The 16,267-nt window shown below is 71.8% G+C and carries 16 protein-coding genes; 8 read left to right on the forward strand and 8 right to left on the reverse strand.

Annotated features, from left to right (window positions below):
- The first annotated feature begins 12 nt into the window (after positions 1 to 12).
- Complete coding sequence (locus OG259_RS21680) at positions 13 to 1,644, forward strand: protein kinase domain-containing protein (RefSeq protein WP_328943769.1); 1,632 nt, start codon at positions 13 to 15, stop codon at positions 1,642 to 1,644.
- A gap of 6 nt (positions 1,645 to 1,650) precedes the next feature.
- Here the strand turns inward: OG259_RS21680 and OG259_RS21685 are convergent, their stop codons facing one another.
- The 3 genes from OG259_RS21685 to OG259_RS21695 all read right to left on the reverse strand — a co-directional run bounded on the left by OG259_RS21685 (position 1,651) and on the right by OG259_RS21695 (position 4,121).
- On the reverse strand, positions 1,651 to 2,649 hold the full coding sequence (locus OG259_RS21685; protein ID WP_328947139.1) for a phosphotransferase: 999 nt from the start codon (positions 2,647 to 2,649) through the stop codon (positions 1,651 to 1,653).
- Positions 2,650 to 2,862: 213 nt separating this feature from the next.
- The gene (locus tag OG259_RS21690) at positions 2,863 to 3,315 is read right to left on the reverse strand and encodes a pyridoxamine 5'-phosphate oxidase family protein (RefSeq protein ID WP_328943770.1); all 453 of its coding nucleotides are present in this window, start codon (positions 3,313 to 3,315) and stop codon (positions 2,863 to 2,865) included.
- A 146-nt stretch (positions 3,316 to 3,461) separates the two neighbouring features.
- Entirely contained in the window at positions 3,462 to 4,121 is a 660-nt protein-coding gene (locus tag OG259_RS21695; RefSeq protein ID WP_328943771.1) for a response regulator transcription factor, read from the reverse strand.
- A 343-nt stretch (positions 4,122 to 4,464) separates the two neighbouring features.
- Here OG259_RS21695 and pdhA point away from each other — a divergent pair, with 343 nt between their 5' ends.
- The 6 genes from pdhA to OG259_RS21725 all read left to right on the forward strand — a co-directional run bounded on the left by pdhA (position 4,465) and on the right by OG259_RS21725 (position 10,686).
- Complete coding sequence (pdhA, locus tag OG259_RS21700; RefSeq protein ID WP_328943772.1) at positions 4,465 to 5,658, forward strand: pyruvate dehydrogenase (acetyl-transferring) E1 component subunit alpha; 1,194 nt, start codon at positions 4,465 to 4,467, stop codon at positions 5,656 to 5,658.
- Positions 5,659 to 5,660: 2 nt separating this feature from the next.
- Positions 5,661 to 6,641: an alpha-ketoacid dehydrogenase subunit beta gene (locus OG259_RS21705; RefSeq protein WP_328943773.1), complete on the forward strand. Its 981-nt coding sequence runs from the start codon at positions 5,661 to 5,663 to the stop codon at positions 6,639 to 6,641.
- A gap of 31 nt (positions 6,642 to 6,672) precedes the next feature.
- Positions 6,673 to 8,076, forward strand: a complete 1,404-nt coding sequence (locus tag OG259_RS21710) for a dihydrolipoamide acetyltransferase family protein (RefSeq protein WP_328947140.1) — start codon at positions 6,673 to 6,675, stop codon at positions 8,074 to 8,076.
- 82 nt (positions 8,077 to 8,158) lie between these two features.
- A complete protein-coding gene (locus OG259_RS21715) occupies positions 8,159 to 8,626 on the forward strand; it encodes a hypothetical protein (protein WP_328943774.1) in 468 nt (155 codons plus the stop codon).
- Positions 8,627 to 8,692: 66 nt separating this feature from the next.
- The gene (locus OG259_RS21720; protein ID WP_328943775.1) at positions 8,693 to 9,334 is read left to right on the forward strand and encodes a GntR family transcriptional regulator; all 642 of its coding nucleotides are present in this window, start codon (positions 8,693 to 8,695) and stop codon (positions 9,332 to 9,334) included.
- Positions 9,331 to 10,686: an MFS transporter gene (locus OG259_RS21725; protein WP_328943776.1), complete on the forward strand. Its 1,356-nt coding sequence runs from the start codon at positions 9,331 to 9,333 to the stop codon at positions 10,684 to 10,686. Before OG259_RS21720 ends, OG259_RS21725 begins: the two co-directional genes overlap by 4 nt.
- A gap of 4 nt (positions 10,687 to 10,690) precedes the next feature.
- On the opposite strand, the gene OG259_RS21730 is transcribed toward OG259_RS21725, so the two are convergent.
- Entirely contained in the window at positions 10,691 to 11,518 is an 828-nt protein-coding gene (locus tag OG259_RS21730) for a maleylpyruvate isomerase family mycothiol-dependent enzyme (protein WP_328943777.1), read from the reverse strand.
- 155 nt (positions 11,519 to 11,673) lie between these two features.
- Between OG259_RS21730 and OG259_RS21735 the strand changes: the two genes are divergently transcribed.
- Positions 11,674 to 12,471: a carbon-nitrogen family hydrolase gene (locus OG259_RS21735; RefSeq protein ID WP_328943778.1), complete on the forward strand. Its 798-nt coding sequence runs from the start codon at positions 11,674 to 11,676 to the stop codon at positions 12,469 to 12,471.
- A gap of 200 nt (positions 12,472 to 12,671) precedes the next feature.
- Here OG259_RS21735 and OG259_RS21740 read toward each other — a convergent pair whose 3' ends face one another.
- The 4 genes from OG259_RS21740 to OG259_RS21755 all read right to left on the reverse strand — a co-directional run bounded on the left by OG259_RS21740 (position 12,672) and on the right by OG259_RS21755 (position 16,189).
- Positions 12,672 to 13,514, reverse strand: coding sequence for a histidine kinase (locus OG259_RS21740; RefSeq protein ID WP_328943779.1), 843 nt, complete (start codon positions 13,512 to 13,514; stop codon positions 12,672 to 12,674).
- Positions 13,515 to 13,627: 113 nt separating this feature from the next.
- The gene (locus OG259_RS21745) at positions 13,628 to 14,236 is read right to left on the reverse strand and encodes a hypothetical protein (RefSeq protein WP_328943780.1); all 609 of its coding nucleotides are present in this window, start codon (positions 14,234 to 14,236) and stop codon (positions 13,628 to 13,630) included.
- Between the two features lie 40 nt (positions 14,237 to 14,276).
- The gene (locus OG259_RS21750; protein WP_328943781.1) at positions 14,277 to 15,734 is read right to left on the reverse strand and encodes a hypothetical protein; all 1,458 of its coding nucleotides are present in this window, start codon (positions 15,732 to 15,734) and stop codon (positions 14,277 to 14,279) included.
- 14 nt (positions 15,735 to 15,748) lie between these two features.
- Entirely contained in the window at positions 15,749 to 16,189 is a 441-nt protein-coding gene (locus OG259_RS21755) for a hypothetical protein (protein WP_328943782.1), read from the reverse strand.
- Positions 16,190 to 16,267 lie beyond the last annotated feature (78 nt).

The raw sequence follows: 16,267 nt of genomic DNA on the forward strand, positions 1-16,267 counted from the left end.
CGGCGAGGACTGATGGCACCCGAATCCGGAGCAGATGGCGGTGTGCCCGACTCGTCGGCGGAGTCCTGGGGCGTCGGTGGCGTCGTCGGCGACGGCCGCTACCGGCTGACGCACCGTCTGGGCCGCGGTGGCATGGCCGAGGTCTTCGCTGCCGAGGACGTACGGCTCGGCCGTACGGTCGCCGTCAAGCTCCTCCGCGCCGATCTCGCCGAGGACCCGGTCTCCAAGGCCCGGTTCACCCGCGAGGCGCAGTCCGTCGCCGGACTCAACCACCACGCGATCGTCGCCGTGTACGACTCCGGCGAGGACCTGGTGGCCGGCCGGCCCGTGCCGTACATCGTGATGGAACTGGTCGAGGGCCGCACCATCCGCGAGCTGCTGATGAGCGCCGAGGCCCCCGGGCCCGAGCAGGCCCTCATCATCGTCTCCGGAGTCCTGGAGGCGCTGGCCTATTCGCACCAGCACGGCATCGTGCACCGTGACATCAAGCCGGCGAACGTGATCATCACCCACGGCGGCGCCGTGAAGGTCATGGACTTCGGCATCGCCCGCGCCCTGCACGGCGCGCAGTCGACGATGACCCAGACCGGCATGGTCATGGGCACCCCGCAGTACCTCTCCCCCGAGCAGGCGCTCGGCAAGGCCGTCGACCACCGCTCCGACCTGTACGCGACGGGCTGTCTCCTCTACGAACTCCTCGCGCTGCGGCCCCCGTTCACCGGCGAGACCCCGCTGTCCGTCGTGTACCAGCACGTCCAGGACGCGCCGATCCCGCCGTCCGACGTCACGCAGTCCGTGCCGCCGGAGCTCGACGGACTGGTGATGCGCTCGCTCGCGAAGGACCCGGACGACCGGTTCCAGAGCGCCGAGGAGATGCGCGGCCTCATCCAGTACGGCCTCCAGATGCTCCAGCAGCAGGGCGGCCACACCGGTACGTGGAACACCGGCCCGGTCGAGACGCACGACGGCGGTCACACCCCGGTCGGCGGCATGGCCGCGACGACCGCGATGGGCCACCCCATGCACGGCGAGACCTCGCAGGGCCCGATCCTTCCCCCGCGGAACCCGGACGACGGCGGCGTCGGCGGGTACGGCGGCTACGACGGCGGTACGGGCGGGAACGGCGGCTACGGCCAGGACGGGTCGTACGGCTCGCACGGCGGTGGCAGGGGCGGCCGCGGCAAGGTGTGGCTGTTCGCCGCGCTCGCGCTGGTCGCGGTCGTCGCCGGTGTCGTCTTCGCCCTCGACAAGGCGGGCGAGAAGAGCGGCAGCACGGGCGGCACGACGCCGCCGACGGTCACCACCTCGCCGTCGACGAAGTCGGAGGAGCCCACGCCCTCCTCGGAGGAGCCCTCCGAGGAGCCGTCGACCGACCAGGGCACGTCGGACGGAGGCGTCACGGAGGCACCGTGGCCGCCGCCGACCACGTACCAGCCGTCGACCCAGCCGCCGACCACGACTCCGCCGACGACCGAGCCGTCGAAGACGACCGAGCCGCCCACGGAGCCCACGAACGAGCCGACGGAGCCGACGGACCCGCCGACGGAGACCACGGACCCGCCGCCGACCGAGACGACGACCGACCCCACCGGGGGCAACAACAACTCGGACCCGCCGCCGACGGACGGCACCGAGACGGGCTGACCCGTCTCACCCCGCGAACGCGTCGCGTACCGCCTCGTACTCGCGGGTCCACCAGACCGCCAGGGCCGACACCGCAGGAAACTGCGGGTCGGCCCTTCGGTCGTGCAGCTGGTAGCGCCAGCGCAGCGTCCAGAAGTCGTTGAGCCGCTCCCACCACACCCGGTGCGCCGCCGCCGCCAGCTCGGCGCGGTCGGCGCCGGTCGCCCGCCGGTACGCGCGCGCGTACGCCCGCACCTTCTCCAGGGCCAGCTCGCCCCCCGGCCGTACGAAGAAGATGGCGGCGGCCCGGACCGCCTCCTCGGCCCTCGGCCGGACCCCGAGCCGGTCCCAGTCGACGATCGCGGCGGGCTCGGCGCCCCGGTAGAGCAGGTTCAGCGGGTGGAAGTCGCCGTGCACCCAGCCGGCGGCCGCGGCGGGCGGCGGACGGTGGTGGGCGTGCTGGGCGAGGAGCCGGCGGCGCTCCCTGAGCCGGTGCTCGGCGAGCGCGTCGAAGCTGTCGCGGGGGCGGTGCGCGCGGGCCAGGCGGATCAGCTCGTCGATGGCCCGGAAGGTGTCCTGCAGGTCGGCGCTCGCGCAGACGCCGTCGTCGGCGGCCCCGGGTGCCCCGTCCGGCCCCGAGGGTTCCATGACCCGGTCCAGGGCCGTGTGGACCTGCCCGAGCAGGGTGCCGAGGCGCCGGGAGCAGCCGGTGGAGAGCTGGGTGCCGTCCCGGTGGCGGCCGTCGACCCAGGGGTGCAGGGCGTAGCAGCGGCCGTCGACGACGGCGACGGTGCGGCCGGTGGCGTCGGGCAGCGGCGGGGCGACGGGCAGGCCGAGGGCGTGCAGCCGCTGGGTGGCGCGGTGCTGGCGGGCGATGGTGACGCGGTCGGCGGTGGGGGCGTCCAGGTGCTGCTTGAGGAAGTACGTGCCGCGGGTGGTGGAGAGCCGGAAGCCGCGGTTGAGCAGCCCTTCGGTGACGGGCACGCAGGAGAGGGGCTCCCCGGCGTGCCGGTGGCGGCGCAGCAGGGCCCCGACGGGTGGGGCGGGCGGGGCGCCGACGGGCCGGGCCGACGGGGCGCCGACGGCCCTGGCGGCCGGGACGCCGGCGGTCCGGGGTGCCGGGGCGCCGACGGGCCGGGTGGCCGCGCGGGGGGCACCGGTCGCGGCGTCCGGCGGGGCGGGCGGTACAGCCGGCGGAGTGAGCGTTTCAGATGAGCGCGGCACCCGCCAGATGTTAGATCACGCTACGTGGTGGAGGTGTCGCCGCACGGAATGGGGGGCGGTCCGGGTCACCGGGGTCTCGCTCGCGTAGTCGAGCGCGTGCACCGTCACGAACTGCGGTTCGATCCGCATGTAGACCGGGTCGAAGGTCTCGCCGTCCACCTGCTCCGGCTCGGCGCCGAAGGCCGCGAGCTCCTCCTCGGCCGGCTCGACGATCTCGGCGGTGCCGGTGAACTGCACGGACCAGAGGTGCTTCGAGCCCGAGTTGAAGTTGTCCGCGCCGTACGCGACGACGCTGCCGTTGCAGGCGCGGTGGTAGCCGAGGCCCCGGTGCAGCCGGAGCAGGACGCGGCCGTCGGACACGATGTGCCGGGCGGGTGCGACGAACGGCATCGCCCGCATGCTCGTCGCCACCCGGCCGTACGACACGCCGCTGAGCAACTCGATGGCGCGGATCTCGTCGGTGGACATGGCATCCACTCTCCGCCACCGGCACCGTGTCGGAAAGGGGCCCCTGCCCCGCTTTCACGGGGACGTTGGTCCCGAATCGGGGCCGCCGGCCGCGCTCTGACCCGTACGGGTGAGGCGAGAGCCCGGCCGGCCGGGGCAGCCGAGCGTCAGTGGCGCTCCGCCTGGAGCCGCGCCACATACGCCGCGGCCTGCGAGCGGCGCTCCATGCCCAGCTTCGACAGCAGGCTGGAGACATAGTTCTTGATGGTCTTCTCCGCGAGGTGGAGCCGTTCGCCGATGACCCGGTTGGTCAGTCCCTCGCCGATCAGGTCCAGGATCCTGCGCTCCTGGTCCGTCAGGTTGGCGAGCTTGTCGTCACCCTTCGGATTGTTGCCGTCGCGCAGCCGTTCCAGGACGCGGGCGGTCGCCACCGGGTCGAGCAGCGACTTGCCGGCCGCCACGTCCCGTACCGCGTTCAGCAGTTCGTTGCCCCGGATGGCCTTGAGGACGTATCCCGAGGCCCCGGCCATGATCGCGTCGAAGAGCGCCTCGTCGTCCGCGTACGAGGTGAGCATCAGGCACTTGATGCCCTCGTCCTGCGTGCGGATCTCGCGGCACACCTCCACCCCGCTGCCGTCCGGCAGCCGGACGTCGAGCACCGCGACGTCGGGACGGGTCGCGGGGATCCTGACCAGCGCGTCCGCCGCCGTCCCGGCCTCCCCGACCACCTCGATGTCGTCCTCCACGGAGAGCAGCTCGTGGACGCCGCGCCGGACGACTTCGTGGTCGTCCAGCAGAAATACCCGGATTTTTCCATCTTCGCGCACGCAGTCAGTCTCACATATTGGCTCTTCCCGCGCCCGGGGTGCGCGGGATAACGTGCCGGATGTTCCGGCGGCCCTCTCGGCCGCTGCCGACGCGCTGACCAGCCGGTGTTCCCGCTTTTCTCGATTTACTTGGAAATCCAAGCAAAATCGCAGGTCAAGTGGGGTTTCGCAGGAATGGCGCGCTGTGGGTAACGTGCCTAAGACAGGGCGCTCGCCGGGGCACCTGTCACGCCCGACCCCGGCCGCGTCGCACCCACCCCGTGCGAAGGGTACGGATAAGGCGGAGAGCCGCACTGGCCTTGCCCGGCGAACCCGGGGGCCGGACCGACGGAGGAGCACGCACGTGACCGTGGAGAGCACTGCAGCGCGCAAGACGACGCGACGCAGCAGCGGCACCAAGCGCACCGCAAGCGCGAGCACCAGCACCACCAAGAAGACGAGCACGCGCGCCGAGGCGGACGCTGTGGAGCCCGAGCTCGTCCAGCTGCTGACGCCCGAGGGAGAGCGCGTCCAGCACCCCGATTACGACATCGACCTGAGCGCCGAGGAGCTGCGCGGTCTCTACCGCGACATGGTCCTGACCCGTCGCTTCGACGCCGAGGCCACCTCGCTGCAGCGCCAGGGTGAGCTGGGCCTGTGGGCTTCGCTGCTCGGCCAGGAGGCCGCCCAGATCGGCTCCGGCCGGGCCCTGCGGGACGACGACTACGTCTTTCCCACCTACCGTGAACACGGTGTCGCGTGGGTCCGTGGCGTCGACCCCACGAATCTGCTGGGAATGTTCCGTGGTGTGAACCACGGTGGCTGGGATCCCAGCACCAACAATTTCCACCTGTACACGATCGTTCTCGGTTCGCAGACCCTGCACGCCACGGGCTATGCCATGGGTATCGCCAAGGACGGCGCGGATTCCGCCGTGCTCGCGTACTTCGGCGACGGCGCCTCCAGCCAGGGCGATGTGAACGAGTCGTTCGTCTTCTCCGCGGTCTACAACGCCCCCGTCGTGTTCTTCTGCCAGAACAACCAGTGGGCCATCTCCGAGCCCACCGAGAAGCAGACCCGTGTCCCGCTCTACCAGCGCGCCCGCGGCTTCGGCTTCCCCGGCGTCCGCGTCGACGGCAACGACGTCCTCGCGTGCCTGGCCGTGACGCGGTCGGCGCTCGAACGCGCTCGCCGCGGCGAGGGCCCGACGCTCATCGAGGCGTTCACCTACCGCATGGCCGCCCACACCACCTCCGACGACCCGACGAAGTACCGCCGGGACGAGGAGCGCGAGGCCTGGGAGGCGAAGGACCCGATCCAGCGCCTCAAGGCGTACATGGAGAACGAGGGCCACGCCGACGCGGCCTTCTTCGAGGAGCTGGAGGCGGAGAGCGAGGCCCTCGGCAAGCAGGTCCGCGAGGTCGTGCGCGCCATGCCCGTCCCGGAGCACATGGCGATCTTCGACCACACGTACGCGGACGGGCACGCGCTCGTCGACGAGGAGCGCGCGGAGTTCGCCGCCTACCAGGCGTCCTTCGCGAACGGAGAGGCCGAGTAATCATGGCTGTTCAGAAGCTTCCCCTCGCGAAGGCGCTCAACGAGTCGCTGCGCAAGGCCCTGGAGACCGACCCCAAGGTCCTCATCATGGGCCTGGACGTCGGCAAGCTCGGCGGTGTCTTCCGGATCACCGAAGGTCTGCAGAAGGACTTCGGCGAGGACCGGGTCGTCGACACCCCGCTCGCCGAGTCCGGCATCGTCGGCACCGCGATCGGCCTCGCGCTGCGCGGCTACCGGCCCGTCGTGGAGATCCAGTTCGACGGCTTCGTCTTCCCGGCGTACGACCAGATCGTCACCCAGCTGGCGAAGATCCGGGCCCGTTCGCTCGGCACGGTGAAGATGCCGGTCGTCATCCGCATCCCGTACGGCGGCGGCATCGGCGCCGTCGAGCACCACTCCGAGTCCCCCGAGTCGCTCTTCGCGCACGTCGCGGGCCTCAAGGTCGTCACCCCGGCGAACTCCTCCGATGCCTACTGGATGCTCCAGCAGGCGATCCAGAGCGACGACCCGGTCATCTTCTTCGAGCCCAAGCGCCGCTACTGGGACAAGGGCGAAGTCGACACCGAGGCCTTCCCCGGCGAGCTGCACAAGGCCCGGGTCGCCCGCGAGGGCACGGACCTCACCCTGGTGGCCTACGGCCCGATGGTGAAGACCTGTCTCGAGGTGGCCGAGGCCGCCGCCGAGGAGGGCAAGTCGATCGAGGTCGTGGACCTGCGCTCGATCTCCCCGCTCGACTTCGACACGATCCAGGCCTCGGTCGAGAAGACCCGCCGCCTGGTCGTCGTCCACGAGGCGCCGGTGTTCTTCGGTTCCGGCGCGGAGATCGCCGCCCGGATCACCGAGCGCTGCTTCTACCACCTGGAGGCCCCCGTCCTGCGGGTCGGCGGCTACCACGCGCCGTATCCGCCGGCGCGCCTGGAGGAGGAGTACCTGCCGGGTCTCGATCGCGTGCTCGACGCCGTCGACCGCTCGCTGGCGTACTGAGGAGAGCACCGTGACGATCCGCGAATTCAAGATGCCCGATGTGGGCGAGGGCCTCACCGAGGCCGAGATCCTCAAGTGGTACGTGCAGCCCGGTGACACCGTCACCGATGGCCAGGTCGTGATCGAGGTCGAGACGGCCAAGGCCGCCGTCGAGCTGCCGATCCCCTTCGACGGCACGGTCCACGAGCTGCGCTTCCCCGAGGGCACGACGGTCGACGTCGGCGAGGTCATCATCTCGGTGAACGTCGGCGGCGGCGCCGCGCCCGAGGCCCCGGTGGCCGAGGCCGCGCCGGTGGCGGCGGCCCCCGCCGCCCCGGAGGCCGAGGAAGAAGAGCCCAAGGGCCGCCAGCCGGTCCTCGTCGGCTACGGCGTGGCCGCCAGCTCCACCAAGCGGCGGGCGCGCAAGGCCCCCGCGGGCACGGCGGCCCCGGCCGCCCCGGTCCAGGCGGCGCCCGTCGCCGTCGCCGTACCGGAGCAGCTCAACGGGCACGCGCCGGCCGCCGGACGCCCGCTGGCCAAGCCGCCGGTCCGGAAGCTCGCCAAGGACCTCGGCGTCGACCTGGCGACGGTCACCCCGACCGGCCCGGACGGCATCATCACCCGTGAGGACGTCCACGCGGCGGCCGCTCCGGCGCCCGCGCCGGCCGTCGTGGCCCCGGTGGCCCCGACGCCCGTGGTCGAGCCCGTGGCGGCCCCGGCAGCCGTTCAGGCCGCTCCCGTCGTCTCGACCGACGCCCGGGAGACCCGTATCCCCGTCAAGGGCGTACGGAAGGCCACGGCGGCGGCGATGGTCGGTTCGGCCTTCACCGCCCCGCACGTCACCGAGTTCGTGACCTTCGACATCACGCGCACGATGAAGCTGGTCGACGAGCTCAAGTCCGGCACGGACATGGCTGGTCTGCGGGTCAACCCGCTGCTCCTCATCGCCAAGGCCGTCCTGGTCGCCGTCCGGCGCAACCCGGAGATCAACGCGGCCTGGGACGAGGCGGCGCAGGAGATCGTCCTCAAGCACTACGTGAACCTGGGCATCGCCGCGGCCACCCCGCGCGGTCTGCTCGTGCCGAACATCAAGGACGCGCACGCGCAGACCCTGCCCGAGCTCTCGGCGTCGCTGAGCGAGCTGATCTCCACCGCCCGCGACGGGAAGACGACCCCGGCGGCGATGCAGGGCGGCACCTTCACCATCACCAACGTCGGCGTCTTCGGCGTCGACACCGGTACGCCCATCCTGAACCCCGGCGAGTCCGCGATCCTCGCGGTCGGTGCGATCAAGCTCCAGCCGTGGGTCCACAAGGGCAAGGTGAAGCCGCGTCAGGTCACGACGCTGGCGCTCTCCTTCGACCACCGTCTGGTCGACGGCGAGCTCGGCTCCAAGTTCCTGGCGGACCTCGCCGCGATCCTGGAGCAGCCGAAGCGCCTGATCAGCTGGGCGTGACGGACAGATCGGCCTGTTTCACGTGAAACGTCCGGCGGTGGCTTCGGCCACCGCCGGACGTCTTTTCCGTCAGGGTGAGGGAATGGACCTGCTGCTCGAACCTCCGCACGGCGCCGGGCCCGTACGGCTCGGCATGACGCTCGACGAGGCGGTGGCCGCCGTCTCCCCCTGGGGCGAGCCCCGGGTGCGCACCCGGCCGAACCGTGTCCTCGTGACCGTCTCGACCGCCTGCGACGGCGTCGGCGTCGAGGTGCTCCTGGAGGAGCGGGACACGGTCACGGCCGTCGAGCTGTGGTGGCCGGGGGAAGGCCGGAAGACCGCGACGCGGGTGCTCCTGGACGGCGCCGATGTGTTCCGCACTCCCGCCGACGAGCTGCTACGGGGCCTCCCGGCCCGCGAGGCCGAAGGCGAATCCCCTTTCGTTCCCGGCCTCTCGCTCGGCTTCACCCGCAGCACCTCCCAGGAGGTCCCGCGCCGGCCGGACGGTCTCCCGGTGTGCTTCACCTCGGTCCTCGTCGGCGGCGCGGACTACTACGACCACCGGATCTAGCGGGGTCCACGTCCATATCGCGGACGTGCCTGCCTGTTGCACCTCTGTTGTATCTATGCTGTGTTCATGGCATCCGCACCCCCCGCAGCCGACCGTGTCTACATGCACGTCAAGCAGGCCGTACTCGACCGGCGCTACGAGGGAGGCACCCTCCTCACCGAGGGCGAACTCGCCCTCGCCGTGGGGGTGTCACGGACGCCCGTCCGCGAGGCGCTCCTCAAGCTGGAGATGGAAGGGCTGCTGAAGCTCTACCCGAAGAAGGGCGCCCTCGTCCTCGCCGTCTCCGCTCAGGAGATCGCCGACGTCGTCGAGACCCGGCTGCTCGTCGAGGAGTTCGCGGTCCGCCGGGCCGTGCCCGCGCCCGCCTCGCTCATCGAGCGCCTCGAAGAGCTCCTGGAGGAGCAGAAGCTGCGGGCCGAGGCCGGGGACCTCGCCGAAGTCGCCGTCACCGACCGCTGCTTCCACGCCGAGATCGTCCGCCACGCGGGCAACCAGATCCTCTCGCGCCTCTACGACCAGCTCCGCGACCGCCAGCTGCGGATGGGCGTCGCCGTGATGCAGTCCCAGCCCGACCGCGTCGCCAAGAACATCACCGAGCACGCCGAGATCCTCGACCGGATAAGAGCCGGCGACGTGGAGGGCGCGGCGCACTGCGTCCGCCAGCACCTCAGCTGGGTCAAGATCCTGGTCCGGGGTGAGGACCGGTGAGCAGCCGCAACGGATACGGCTCCGCCGTCACCCTCCCCGGCGATCCGCCCGGCGGGCGTCGCGCGGCCCTCGTCTGGGGCGTCGGCGTCGCCGTCTACTTCGTCGCCGTCATCTTCCGTACGTCCCTGGGGGTCGCCGGACTCGACGCCGCCGACCGCTTCGACGTCAACGCCTCCGCGCTCTCCACCTTCTCCATACTCCAGCTGCTCGTCTACGCGGGCATGCAGATACCCGTCGGCCTGATGGTCGACCGGCTCGGCACCAAGAAGGTCCTCACCCTCGGCGTCGCCCTGTTCACCCTCGGCCAGCTGGGCTTCGCGCTCTCCCCCTCGTACGGCACCGCGCTCGCCTCCCGGGCGCTGCTCGGCTGCGGCGACGCCATGACCTTCATCAGCGTCCTGCGGCTCGGGACCCGCTGGTTCCCGGCCCGCCGGGGCCCGCTCATCGGTCAGGTCGCCGCCCTCTTCGGCATGGCCGGCAACCTCGTCTCCACCGTCTTCATCGCCCGCGCCCTGCACGGCCTCGGCTGGACGACCACCTTCGTCGGCAGCTCCCTCGCGGGCGTCCTCGTCCTCGTGCTGCTGCTGCTCTTCCTCAAGGACCACCCCGAGGGGTACGAGCCGCAGCCCTCCCCCGAGCTCTCGGCTTCGTTCGAGCAGGGGGTACCCCCATCCCACGCGGGCGCCGCCTTCGTACGCCGTCAGATCGCCGAGTCCTGGCGGGAACCCGGCACCCGGCTCGGCCTGTGGGTGCACTTCACCACCCAGTTCCCCGCGATGGTCTTCCTGCTGCTGTGGGGACTGCCGTACCTGGTGGAGGCGCAGGGCCTGTCCCGGTCGACCGCGGGGACCCTGCTCACCCTGGTCGTCCTGTCGAACATGGTCGTCGGCCTCGCGTACGGGCAGATCATCGCCCGCCACCACACGGCCCGCGCCCCGCTCGCCCTCGGCACGGTCGCCGCCACCGCCCTGCTGTGGGCGACCACTCTCGCGTACCCCGGCGAGCACGCCCCGATGTGGCTGCTCGTCACCCTCTGCCTGGTCCTCGGCGCCTGCGGACCGGCCTCGATGATCGGCTTCGACTTCGCCCGCCCGGCGAACCCGCCGGAGCGTCAGGGCACCGCGTCCGGCATCGTCAACATGGGTGGTTTCGTGGCCTCGATGACGACCCTGCTCGCCGTCGGCGTGCTGCTCGACGCGACCGGCGGCAACTACCGGATCGCGTTCTCGTCGGTCTTCGTCCTGGAGGCTCTGGGCGTCGTGCAGATCCTGCGCCTCAAGGCCCGCACCCACCGCAGGGAACGCGAACGGCTCGTCGCCAGCCGGGTGGAGGCCGTACACGTCCCCGTGTGAAGGGTCAGCGGGGCGTCACCGCGAAGTTGTCGAGGATGGCCTGGGCCAGCGCCTCGTCGCCCTCCGTCTTGACCCGGTCGGCCACATCGGCCGGCCGGACCCGGCCGCAGGCGAGACGCACGAACGTCTCCCAGTCCGTCGCGAGCGTGACCGCGGGGCCGAGCGAGGGCGCGCCGTCGACCGAACCCCGGCCGTCCGCGTCGACCCTTACCGTCCGCAGGAACTCCACCGGACCGCTCACGTCGAGGACCACGGCCGAAGAGGCGGGTGCCCCCGCGTCCTTGGCGACCACCTTCGGCAGGGCCTCCAGGAGCACGTCACGGGTCACGTGCGCACCCGCCGAGTCCAGGTTGCCCGGCACGCCGAGCGCGACCCGCAGGTCCTGCTCGTGCACCCACACGTCGAAGGCGCGCATCCGGTAGGCCAGTTCCAGGGACTGCTCGGCGCCGAGGGGGGCGCGGATCAGGTGCTCGGGGGAGCGGTTCTCGTTGCGGAGCTGCCGGGCGCGGCGGATCAGGATGTACTCCAGCTCCGAGGTCATCTCCGGCGCGGTGTGGTGCCGCCGCACATCGACCTGGACCTCCATGTAGCGCGCGAAGTCACTGCGTACGTGGTAGAGGTCGCGCGGCAGGGAGTGGATCGGCCGCGGGTCGCCGAGCATCTCCGTCTCCATGCCGATCACGTGGGACACGATGTCCCGCACCGACCAGCCTGGGCACGGTGTCGGCCGGTTCCACTCGCCCTCCACGAGCGGCTGCACCAGCTCGGCTATCGCCTCGATGGAGTGGGTCCAGGCGTCGGCGTAGTTCTGGAGGCTGGGATGGACGGTCACGGGACCCCTCGGCGGTTCTTCGGTGCGCGGGCTGAAAACACGACTGGGTGGGAGGCTCGGACGCTAAGTTACGCTGCCCGAAGGCACCCCGGCAGTGCTTTCGTGTGACGATCGTAGGCCGGTGTTGACGGCTCGAATGCCAGGACGGTGGTAGTGTGCGCGCCTCGCTGATCCAGATCGCGGTAGACCCGGACGAACCGGTCGACGCCCGACGCGCCCGCGTGGCGCGTCTCGTACGGGAGGAATCCGGCCGCGCCGACCTCGTCGTCCTGCCGGAACTGTGGCCCACGGGCGCCTTCGCGTACGAGTCCTTCGCCGCCGAGGCCGAACCGCTGAACGGCCCCACGCACCGCGAGATGGCCGCCGCGGCGGCCGACGCCGGCGTCTGGCTGCACGCCGGATCGTTCGTCGAGGCGGAGGGCGGCGCGCTGTACAACACGTCGCTGGTCCTCTCCCCCGACGGCGAACTCGCCGCCTCCTACCGGAAGATCCACCGCTTCGGCTTCGACAAGGGCGAGGCGGTGATGATGGCTGCCGGGGAGGACCTCGTCACCGTCGACCTGCCGCACCTCACCGTCGGCGTCGGCACCTGCTACGACCTGCGCTTCCCGGAACTCTTCCGCGGGCTCGTCGACGCGGGCGCCCAGGCCTTCGTGGTCCCGGCCGGCTGGCCCGCCCGCCGCCGCGCCCACTGGAGCCTGCTGGCCCGGGCCCGCGCGGTCGAGAACCAGGCGTACGTCCTCGCCTGCGGTACGGCGGGCACCCACGCGGGCGTGGAGCAGGCCGGCCACTCGATCGTCGTCGACCCCTGGGGCGAGACCGTCGCCGAGGCGGGCCCGGACGAGGAGATCCTCCGGGTCGTCCTGGACCCGGCGAAGGTCACCACGACCCGCGAACAGTTCCCGGCCCTGAAGGACCGGGTCCTGGGGATCGCGACGCCGAAGCGGGGCTGAGCGGCGCTGCGGGGCTGAGCGGCGCTGCGGGGCGCTGCGGGGCGCTGCGGGGCGGAACAGCCACGCCGAAGCAGGGCCGGGCGACCCGGCACCGCCGTAGGGCATCGGACCCACCGGCCGGCACCGCTGTGGGACATCAGGTCCACCGGCCGGCCCCACCGCCGTAGGACATCGGGTCCACCGAGCCCGGTGAGCCCGTGTCAGGCCTGCGGCGGCGCCTGCTCCCGTACGAGCTCCGTGGCGTCCGGCAGCAGGCCGGTCAGCTCCTCCCAGATCCGCTTCGGGGCGACGCGGCGCAGCCGGAACGGGCTGTCGGCCGTCGCCCCGCCCTCCGCCATCGGCTCGGCGGGCAGCTCCCGCAGCCACTGGCCGAGCGGACCGCAGTCCCAGGCGGCGACCGCGCGGGCCGCCACACCCGGCACGCCGTCCTTGCGGCCCTGCCAGGCCGCGGTCATCCGCCAGTTGGAGCGCAGCTCCACGATCAGCGGTGCGAGCCGCGTGGCGGTGTCGTCCGCGGCTCCCGCCGCCCGCAGCGCCTCGTCGACCAGGGCCCGCTCGTCCGCGCCGGGCGTCGACGCGGCCTTCTCCAGGGCCGTGAGTCCCGTCTCCAGGACGCCGACGGTCGTCTCGACGACCTGCTCCTCCGCCTCGGCGGCGTCGGACCGGCGCAGCGCGATCAGGTCGGCCAGCGTCCACACCACGGTCCTCGGCTCGACGAGCCGGTACTCCGCCTCCTCCTCGCCCGGCCAGGTCTCGTGGCAGACGACGTGCTCGTCACCGATGAGCATCCCGTGGTGCAGGGTGCCCTGCCGGCCGCCCGCCTCCAGGGAGACGATCACGGAGGGCTGGACGAGGGTCCGCATCAGGGGCAGCAGGAGCGCGGACAGCTCCCCGGCCGCGTTGGTGAGCCCGGCGTCCCGCAGCCGCGCCTCGGCGGGCGCCATGGACTCCGGGACCGGCTGACCGGTCGCCAGCTGGGCGAGGACGAAGACCTCGTCGTCGGTCAGCCGGAAACGGGATCGGGTCACGTCGAAGGAAGGCATGTGTCGCTCACTCGGGTAGGGCGGGTGGGTGGCGGTCGAGGGGTGGGAACCGGGGCTCGGTGCCGGGCCTGGCAGCGGGTACTGGGACTCGGTGCCGGGCCTGGCAGCGGGGCTCAGTACTGGGACTCGGTCCAGAAGTGGGTCACGCGGGAGATGCCCGCCTTCACCGCGCCGACCCGCGTCAGGACGGCGCGGTCGACGCCCGCGAAGATCAGCGCCAGGGCCAGGTCCCCGCCCTCGGCGCGTCCGGCGACCCGCACGGAGAGCCTGCGGTTCTTGCCGCGCCCGGACTCGCGGACGGTGATCGTGACTCCGGGGTCCTCGTCGTCGGCCTCGCGGGTCAGGACGTAGGAGTTCTTGTCGAGGGCCGCGAGCCGGTAGTGGTCGCCCGCGTACCGCATGACCAGGGCGCGCTGGTCGAGGGTGGCGCCGAAACGGTTCCGTTCCACGTACACCATCCGGTCGCCGACCCGCAGCGTGGACCGGTTCAGGGTCGGCAGCTTGAGCCCCTCGGCGTGCATTCCGCGCGCCTCGAAGGAGGTGACGGGGAGCAGCCCGCCCCGTACCTCCGAGACGATCGTCTCGGGGTTGGCGCGGGGGAGCGGGGCGGTCAGCACGATCTCGCCGAACTCCGGGGAGACACCTTTCCAGCCCGCGCTGTAGTTGTGCCGGTTTCCCTCCTTCCACGCGTGGAGTTCGAACGGGCTGACCTGGGTGTGCATGAACGGATTCCTTTTCGCTGTCGGGAGGGGCTCGACGGGCTCAGTCGAAGGGGTTCAGCGCGCTGCCCAGTTTCTTCGCTCCGTCCGCGATGCCGGAGCCCACGTCGGACGCCTTGTCGCCGATCCAGTCCCCGGCCTCCTCGATACCCTTCCCGATGGCCTCGTGGTTGTCCCAGATCAGCGCGGCCCCGTAGGCCACGCCGGTGCCGACGGCCAGGCCGAGGGTGACCGGGTTCGGGGCCACGGTCAGTGCCGTCATCGAGGCGCTGAAGGCCGTCCCGGTGAGGTCCGAGGCGAACTTCGCCGGGTCGGCCTTGATCATGTCCGTGTTGTACGTGGCGAGGTTGGCCACGCCGTACGCGGTGGCCGCCACGCCGCCGACGACACCGGCGCCCCGGATCCAGCCGGCCGCCTTGGCGGCGTTGGCGAGGCCGCCGTTCTGCGCGACCTTCACCAGGTTGGCCTCGGCGGCGGTCGGCATGAAGAAGGCGCCGTTGCGCATGAACCCGCCGAACATGGCGGCCTCGTCGGAGCCGGTCAGCGCGGTCGCGAGGCCCGGCGGCACCTTGGTGAGCAGGCTGCCGGGAGCGGCCCCGGCCAGCCGCATGTTGAACTGCCGGGACAGGAAGGTGCCGGGTGCGGTCGGGTGGACGAACGGCGGCCGGACCGCCTTGGACAGCTTGTACGAGTACAGGCCGGCCGCGGTCAGGGCGCCGGCGAACGCGCCCGCCGTGATGGTGCCCTTGGTGAACTTGTCGACCAGATCGGCGAGTTTCTCGTTGCCGGTGAGCTTCGCGATGCCGTCCCGCTGGAGCCGCTGGACGTAGTCGTCGAGCGTCTCGTCGTCCTTCATCTTCAGCCAGGCCAGGTTCATCCGGTCGTCCTCGGCCTTGTCGTCGGCCGCGGCGACCTTGCCCGCGTCACCGTTGAACCCGGTGCCGAGCGTCTCGTCGTTCTTGTTGCCGTAGCCGTCCTTGACCACGGCCTCCAGGTCCTTCTTCAGGTCCTGGTCGGCGACGTCGAAGGCCTTGACGCAGCCGTCCAGGTGCTCGGTCCAGGCCGTCTCGGCCTCCCGGACGCTCTTGGCGCCGTCCGGGTCGTGGTGCAGGGCGCTGCGCTCGCTCGGCGACAGCCGCTCGTAGTCGTAGGCCACCCTGCCCTGCTCGGACACCTTCATCCCGGCCTTGACGGCGTCGGCGCGGGCGCTTTCCAGCTGCTTCTTCAGTTCGGTGAACTGCTCGTGGGCGTTGCGCAGCAGCGTCGCCGTGGCCTTGGCCTGGCTCTGGGCCGCCTGGTACTCGTAGCGGGTCGCGGAGAAGTTGGTGTGGGCGGCGGTCGCGCTCTCGCCCAGCCAGGTCTGCGCCGTCGTCAGCGACTGCACGCTGTCCCGGTAGCGCTCCTCGACCTTGTGCAGGTCGCCCGCCATCTCGGCCCACTTGTCGGCGGTGGTGGCGAGCTTGCCCAGGTCGGTCGTCATGATCTCGGAGTACGTCAGCATGTCCGTACGCCTCTTCAGTACTTCTCGATGGAGGAGGTCGGCCGGACCCCCGCCATACGGGCACGGGTGTCGAGCTCCTGCCGGCTGAACGCGACGGCGGTGCCGCGCAGGGCGGTCTTCTCGGAGGCGAGCCGGGCGAGGAGGTTCTTCACCTGGTCGTCCCAGGTGGTCTCGACCGTCTTCAGGCCGGCCGCGGTCGCCCAGCCGTCGAAGGCGCCGACGGCGGCGGTCGTGGCGGCGTCCGCGACCTTGGCGGCCTTGGCGGTGTCCGGTTCCAGCTCTGTCTCGATGGTGTTTGCCGCGGCTTTCTTCTTTGCCGGCGCGGTGGCGAGGTCGGCCGGCCCGCCGGCGGTGCCGCCACCGCCGCCGCCGTCGAGCTGGTTCAACCGCGTTCCCACGGGGGCTTGTTCGGTCGCGGCGGACCGCATTCCGGCCCAGTCCTCGTCAAAACCCATGTCGCGGCGCCCCCATGGAATTAAATGATCATCGCTTTGCAGGTGCACCGTATGTTTCCGTGGTGATGCCCGGGGCGC

The organism is Streptomyces sp. NBC_00250, from assembly GCF_036192275.1.
Classification (GTDB): domain Bacteria; phylum Actinomycetota; class Actinomycetes; order Streptomycetales; family Streptomycetaceae; genus Streptomyces.